General features: G+C 65.0%; 4 protein-coding genes. 2 read left to right on the plus strand and 2 right to left on the minus strand.

Translation table 11 applies throughout. The annotated features are described in order from the left end of the window. Nucleotides 1-328 precede the first annotated feature (328 nt). Nucleotides 329-952, plus strand: a complete 624-nt coding sequence (locus tag IV091_RS05835; protein WP_293466371.1) for a 3'-5' exonuclease — start codon at nucleotides 329-331, stop codon at nucleotides 950-952. 77 nt (nucleotides 953-1,029) lie between these two features. Beyond that, nucleotides 1,030-2,124, plus strand: coding sequence for a 3-deoxy-7-phosphoheptulonate synthase (locus tag IV091_RS05840; RefSeq protein WP_293466373.1), 1,095 nt, complete (start codon nucleotides 1,030-1,032; stop codon nucleotides 2,122-2,124). Between the two features lie 16 nt (nucleotides 2,125-2,140). Here IV091_RS05840 and IV091_RS05845 read toward each other — a convergent pair whose 3' ends face one another. Continuing rightward, on the minus strand, nucleotides 2,141-3,472 hold the full coding sequence (locus tag IV091_RS05845) for a hypothetical protein (RefSeq protein WP_293466375.1): 1,332 nt from the start codon (nucleotides 3,470-3,472) through the stop codon (nucleotides 2,141-2,143). A gap of 116 nt (nucleotides 3,473-3,588) precedes the next feature. Beyond that, nucleotides 3,589-4,482 (minus strand): bestrophin family ion channel (locus tag IV091_RS05850; RefSeq protein ID WP_293466377.1); only part of this gene is annotated, 894 nt, incomplete at its 5' end.

The raw sequence follows: 4,482 nt of genomic DNA on the forward strand, positions 1-4,482 counted from the left end.
ACCTGCACGGCCCACAGGCTCACCTTGGCGCCATGCTTTTTCCACAGCGCGGCGGCCTCCTGGGTCAATCCCATGAGCCCTGCCATGTCGGCGCCGGGATTGGCTTGGTACACATATTCGATAAGAACGGATGACATAAAACGCTCCCTGAAGTGATTGATGTGATTGAAGTAGCCGAAACGGCTTTGGCTTTAGTGCCTTTCAAATTACAGGCCGGGCCTGCAAATTAAACAATCCGCATGGCGTAACGGCTGCCAGACTTGGTAACGCACGCACCGGCCACTCCTGAAATTCCAGATTTTTCAACGCTGCCAAACCCTGTCCGACCATGTCACCCATCGCCGTCATTGACTTTGAAACCACCGGTCTGTCGCCCGCCATGGGCGACCGCGCCACTGAGGTCGCGATTGTGATGCTCGAAGGCGGGCGGGTCGTCGACCGCTTCCAGAGCCTGATGAATGCGGGCGTGCGCATTCCGTCCTTCATCACCCAGCTCACGGGCATCACCAACGCCATGCTGGCCAGCGCGCCCGATGCCGCGCAGGTGATGGCCGACGCCAGCCGGTTTGTGGGTGATGCGCCCATGGTGGCGCACAACGCTTCTTTTGACCGCAAGTTCTGGGTCGCCGAGCTGCAGCGCCTGGGCCTGCCCGCGCCGCAGCCTTATGCCTGCACGCTGCTGGTGTCGCGCCGCCTGTACCCGCAGGCGCCCAACCACAAGCTGGGCTCGCTGGTGGACTTTCACCGCCTGCCGCGCGCCGGCGCTGCCCACCGCGCGCTGGCCGACGCCGAAATGGCGGCCGCGCTGCTGGGTCAAATTCAACGCGACCTGCGCGCCCGCCACGGCGTGGCCAGGCCCGATCACGCGCTGCTGATGACGCTGCAGCGCTGCGCCAAACCGGCGGTCAGCGCGCTGATGGCCAAGTACGCAGCGGCTTGTACAGGTCAATAGCGCTATTCAATAAATAGCTAACAGTGCCCGCAGTTAAAGGGCTAGATACATAAAACACCAATAATCAGGAGCATCCCATGCACACCCGCCTCGCTACGCCGCTTTCGACCCACGACACCACCCGCATTGACGACACCCGCATTGGCGCGGTGCGTCCGCTGATCACGCCCGCGCTGCTTGAAGAGTGGCTGCCGGTGCCGCCGCCCGCGCTGGCGCTGGTGGAACGGAGCCGCAACGCCATTTCGCGCGTGCTGCAGGGCGCCGACGACCGGCTGATCGTGGTGGTTGGGCCCTGCTCCATTCACGACCATGGGCAGGCCATGGACTACGCGCGGCAGCTTAAGGTGCAAGCTGATGAACTGGCTGGCGACTTGCTGGTCGTGATGCGTGTGTATTTTGAAAAACCCCGCACCACCGTGGGCTGGAAAGGCTACATCAACGACCCGCGCCTGGACGGCAGCTTTGCCATCAACGAAGGGCTGGAAATGGCACGCCAACTGCTGCTCGACGTGCTGGCACTGGGCCTGCCCGTGGGAACCGAGTTCCTGGACCTGCTGAGCCCGCAGTTCATCAGCGACCTGGTCAGCTGGGGCGCGATTGGTGCGCGCACCACCGAAAGCCAGAGCCACCGCCAGCTGGCCAGCGGCCTGAGTTGCCCGGTCGGCTTCAAGAACGGCACCGACGGCGGCATCAAGGTGGCGACCGACGCGATCCAGGCCGCGCAAGCCGCGCACGCCTTCATGGGCATGACCAAAATGGGCCAGGCCGCCATTTTTGAAACCCGCGGCAACGCCGACTGCCACGTGATTTTGCGCGGCGGCAAACAAACCAACTACGCCGCCGCAGACGTCAACGCCGCCTGCGCGCTGCTCAAGGGCGCCGGCCTGCGCGAGCAGGTGATGATTGACGTGTCGCACGCCAACAGCAGCAAGCAGCACCAGCGCCAGATTACCGTGGCCGCCGAAGTGGCCCAGCAGATCGCCGCAGGCGAGCAGCGCATCACCGGCCTGATGATTGAAAGCCACCTGAACGAAGGCCGGCAGGACATCGTGGCCGGCCAGCCGTTACAGCACGGCGTGTCGGTGACCGATGCCTGCATCAGCTTTGAGCAAACCGTGCCGGTGCTGCAAGGGCTGGCGGCGGCGGTGCGGGCGCGGCGGGCCGCCGCCTGATGGTTGCGACGGTGGGCTAACGAATTTCGTTGGCCGGGTCGTATTCCAGCGTGAGGGCGTTACCGAAGACGTAGGCCTTGCCATTCACCACGCCCGCTGTGGCGCGCGTGAACGTGGTCAGGCTGGGTGTCCTGGTGGTCCAGCGCTGGGTGGCGGGGTCGTAGCTTTCCAGCATGTCCAGGCTGCGGTTGACGTTCTCGCCGCCCGCTGCCAGCAGCTTGCCGTCAAGCACCGCCAGGGCCAGGTGCGCGCGCGCAGTAGGCATGGGCGCGCGCGTCGTCCAGCTACCCGAGCCAGGGTCGTATTCCTCCACGGTGCCCACCCATTGCGACGTGAGACCGGCATAGCCGCCCACGGCATACAGCCGGCCAGCAGATTCCGCCAACGCCAGCTGGCTGCGAGCGCTGGGCAGGGCGTTCAGGCTGGACCACGCGTTCGTGAGCGGGTTGTATTGCCCAACGGTGCTGAGCAGCTGGTCAGCCGACTCGCCACCGGCCACCACGATCTGGTCGCCGAGCGGCGTGGGCAAGGCGGCGCCAGCCGCAAAGTAGCGGGCGGTGGGCATGGGGTTTTTGGTGGTCCATAGACCCGTTGCGGGATCGAGTTGTTCCACCGTCCCCACGGCCGAAGTGCTGAAACCGTCCGTTCTGCCGCCTATCGCATAGATCTTGCCGTTGGCCACCGCAGCCACCAGGCCCATGCGCGCGGTGGGCATGGGGTTGCCGGTGGTCCAGGTGTCCGTCGCGGGGTCATAGATTTCCAGCAGGTTGGTGGACGGTCCGGGGACCACGCCGCTATCGGTGCGCTGCCCGCCCATCACGTAGAGCTTGCCATTGAAGGTGGCCGTGGCTGCATATTCCCGCAACGCAGGCGCCGCCCGCTTGCCGGTCCACGGGTAGGCCACCATGCGCACCGTCGCGGTCAAGGTGTTGGACTGCTGGCCGGCGGCGTCCGCCACATGAATCTGGATCGTGTAGCGGTCGGGCTTCACCGCAACGGCTGCAAGCTGGCCCAGGATGGTGCCGGCCTTCAGGCCGTCAACCTCCAGCACCGGCGCTGTTTCAAGGGCGACCGTGCTTCTCGTACCGTCCAGGATTTTGAACGTGACGCTCGCCACGTCGCCATCCGGATCGGTGAAGTCAAAGGCCGAGTCAAATGTCTGCGGTGAACTGGCGACGTAGGCTGCCTCCGGCGTGATGACCAGATTGGCAATGACAGGCGCTGTGACGGCGACCGTGGAGGTACCGCCACCACCGCCGCCGCCACAGGCCGTGGCCAACCCGGCAAGCGCCAGGATCAAGCCAAAGCGGAGGAAGGCGACGCGAAATAAAGAAAAAAAGGTTTTCACACTTTTGACTTTAGGCCTGGTGCCTGCCCCATGGCTTGAGGAAAATCAAGCAAGCGATTGCTGCTAACGCGCAGCGCATCACCGACCTGATGATGGCGCCTCGCCCGCCCAAGGCCTCAAGTCAGGATGAAGTTCGCGTCCGGCTGCGGCGCCGGGGGCGGCACGTCGCCCAGCATCTCGCGCAGGCTCGCGTCAATGCCGGCGACGATGGCGTCCAGCGCCAGGTCGTTGGGCGCCATGCCAAACGGCTCCTCGATTTCGTCGCTCAGCGCTTCCAGCGCAAAGAAGGTGTAGGACACAAAGCTCACCACCAGCGGCGTCATCAGCCCGATCGAGTCCACCAGGCCAAACGGCAGCAGCATGCAGTACAGGTAAGAACTGCGGTGCAGGATGACCGAGTAGGTGAAGGGCAGCGGCGTGTTGGCGATGCGCTCGCAGCTGCCCAGCGCCGCCGACAGGCCGTCCAGCGACATTTCCATCTTGTGCGCCAGCATCGGCTCGAGCTGCCGCGCCGCGCGGCGTTCCTGCAGCCAGCCGCCCAGCCACAACAGCACCAGCATGGGCGCCGAGCGCGCACCGGTCAGCCGCTCACGCAGCGGCTCGGGCAGCAGGCCCTGCGTGTCGGTGGCACCGGGCCGGCCGCGCAGCTGGTTGCGCATCGTGCTGGCAAAACCAATCAGGCCCATCACGAAAGGGCGTACGTCCTGGCCCGGCGCGATCAGGCTCATCGCCTGCCGCGACAGGTTGCGCGACTCCACCAGCACCGTGCCCCACTGTTTGCGCGCCTCCCAGTAGCGGTCATAGCTGGCATTGATGCGAAACCCCAGAAAAATCGCCAGCGCCACGCCCATCAGGGAAAACGGCCCCGAGGTCAGCGTCACCTTCCAGTCAAAAAACCGGCCATGCGCCATCACGATGGCGCAGCTCAGCGTAAAGATGAACAGCTGCTGGGCGGCAATGCGGTGGATCAGCGAGCCGCGCCGGACAAACAGCAGGCGAATCCAGTGGGG

It is taken from the genome of Polaromonas sp., assembly GCF_018780625.1.
Taxonomy (GTDB): domain Bacteria; phylum Pseudomonadota; class Gammaproteobacteria; order Burkholderiales; family Burkholderiaceae_C; genus Polaromonas.

Bases quoted from the DNA above. Each gene is read 5' to 3' on its own strand.
- IV091_RS05835 (WP_293466371.1), top strand. From the start codon at position 329: ATGTCACCCATCGCCGTCATTGACTTTGAAACCACCGGTCTGTCGCCC.
- IV091_RS05840 (WP_293466373.1), top strand. From the start codon at position 1,030: ATGCACACCCGCCTCGCTACGCCGCTTTCGACCCACGACACCACCCGC.